Here is a 2,285-nt window from a genome sequence, read left to right as displayed (position 1 = left end):
TTGCCTTTGGTATTGGAAGGCCTCTTTTTTCTTTTTTACCATTAGGCATTCTGAAATCAGATATATTGTAATAGTTAGGGTTAAAGTTATCATAAACGTTAGCTTCTAACATTAAATAAAGTCCGCCTTTCTCTTGATTTTAAGCTCTGCCTTACTTAAATTAACTAGCTCCATTTGACCTTTTTCAATTATACGAGTTCTGTATCGCTCAAAGTTCATTACAGGGAATAAGTTTAGTACAGTTGTACCCTTCCAGCCTTGATAAAATTCGTCATTTACATCTGTATTAATTAAAATATAATCTTGTACCTGTTCCGTCTTAAACACAATTGCAGTATATTCGTTTCCAACATCGTCTAAAAATCTAACTCCAGCAGGTGTTTTAGGAAGTTTCGGATATAATACCCCCATAAAACTAAATATTTTTTCTTTTATTTCCCAACGGCTTAAACGGCCTATGTCACTTTCCCCATAATAAGTGTAAGAGGTTCCTTCGATATACTTATAGTCTCCTGGTGCGGTTCCTCCATAAATTTTAGACTTACCAGAAAGAACTTTACCATTTTCAATCATGTCAAAAGTTAAATTTTCGTAAGTATACCACTTTGTAACTACATCGAAAGTTATCTTTTCGCTGAAAGTTCCGTTCTTACCGTAACCCTCTGTCTTTGTGACATCTGCTAAAGCTAAATCAGCATACACCTGAAAAATTTCTGTTTGATATTCAAGTGTAACGAATTTTTTGCTAAGAATATCGTTTACGAAGTCTTTCATTAATTGATAATTTTCTTCTAAACTTTCTCCAAACGTTTCTAGCTTAAACTCTATTTGTGGTTGAGTAATTGAGCGTTTTCCCATTATTCCAATACCATTACTTTGCCAGATGTTATTAGTTGATTGTAACCCTAAATTAGAGGGCTGGTAAAATCTAACTTTTCCATTTGTAACGTCCCAAACTTTGTCGTCTGTTCCGTCTAAGTTAGTATGTATTTTATACTGTCTTACCATTAAGCCCTCCCTAGTTCAAATTCTCGTCTGATTGCACGCGCTAAGTTAGAAACATCTTGACCAGCACCGCCTTGCACGTTAAATGTGTTATATGTTCTATTGTCGCTTGATACACTGTTAGTGCTTAAACCGTAACCGCTAGAAGATAAATTGACATCTGTTAAGCCTACTACCATAGAACCTTTGAATAGTCCGCCAACTTTACTTGCAACCCAATCAATTGAACCTTTGATATTTTTAATTGTATCTGTTACACCTCCAAGAACGCTGTCTATTGTATCTTTGACTCCTCCAAATATTCCGCTAAAGAAGTCGCCAATGCCCTTAAATACTCCTGTTATTGCATCCCAAGCATTTGAAGCAAATTTACCAAAAGCCTCGAATACTCCGCTAACTATATCTTTAGCACCGTCAAACGCTCCCTTAAAGAAATCAGCTACTCCGTTAAATACACCTGAAATTGCATCCCAAGCTTTTGAAGCAAAGCCACCAAGAGCGCTAAACACTCCGCTAACGACACTGCGAACAGAATTGAATATGCCACTAAAGAAGCCTGAAACTGCATTCCATATTGATGAAACTACTCCCCAAGCGCTAGAAGCAAAACTTCCGATTGCACTAAATACTGTTGAAACTACTGATTTTACAGCGTTAAATATACCGCCAAAGAAGCCTGAAACTGCATTCCATACGCCAACCAGTATATCCCAAGCTGAACCAGCAAAGCTACCTATGGCGCTAAATACTGTTGAAACTATTGAACTAACTGCGTTAAATATTACACCAAAGAAACCTGATATGCCGTTCCACGCTCCGATAACTAATTGGTAAGCACCGCGAATAATAGCCAATATAAGTTGGAATGCTAAATTAATTACTGATCCAACTAACCCAAATATAGATTGAAAGAAACTAATTAAAGGTTGGAAAGTTGTAACAAACCAGTTATAAGCACCTGTCACTAAAGAAGCAATGGTTGTAAATACAGTTGTAACAACATTTACTATTCCGTCCCATAGCCCTGTGAAGAACCCTGTAACTCCTGCCCATGCTGTTTGAATACCAGTAACAACAGTTGTCCATAAAGTAGTAAAGAATGTTGTTATTCCGTTCCAAATATTTTGAACACCTTGTACAATTCCACTGAACCAATCGACTAAGCCTTGCCAAATGCCTTTAGCTCCGTCAACTGCTCCGTTCCATATATCAGCAAACCATTGACCAATACCGCTAAAGAATGAAACTATTCCGTCCCATGCACTCTTTAAGAAGTCTAC

Annotated in this window: 3 protein-coding genes; all 3 read right to left on the bottom strand. The window is 37.0% G+C overall.

Annotated elements, in window-relative coordinates; all coding sequences use genetic code 11:
* The coding region (locus tag FDX22_RS32690) for a hypothetical protein (protein ID WP_146717660.1) at positions 1-112 on the bottom strand (112 nt) is incomplete at its 3' end.
* Positions 112-1,008: a phage distal tail protein domain-containing protein gene (locus FDX22_RS19690; RefSeq protein ID WP_036853156.1), complete on the bottom strand. Its 897-nt coding sequence runs from the start codon at positions 1,006-1,008 to the stop codon at positions 112-114. The genes FDX22_RS19690 and FDX22_RS32690, both read right to left, overlap by 1 nt.
* On the bottom strand, positions 1,008-2,285 hold a 1,278-nt coding region (locus FDX22_RS19685; protein WP_222592536.1), incomplete at its 5' end, for a hypothetical protein. The genes FDX22_RS19685 and FDX22_RS19690, both read right to left, overlap by 1 nt.

Origin of the sequence: Citrobacter sp. TBCS-14, from assembly GCF_005280805.1 — a bacterium.
Classification (GTDB): domain Bacteria; phylum Pseudomonadota; class Gammaproteobacteria; order Enterobacterales; family Enterobacteriaceae; genus Citrobacter; species Citrobacter gillenii.
The sequence above is the reverse complement of the archived record's forward strand: the minus strand, read 5'-3'. Positions and strand labels throughout refer to the sequence as shown.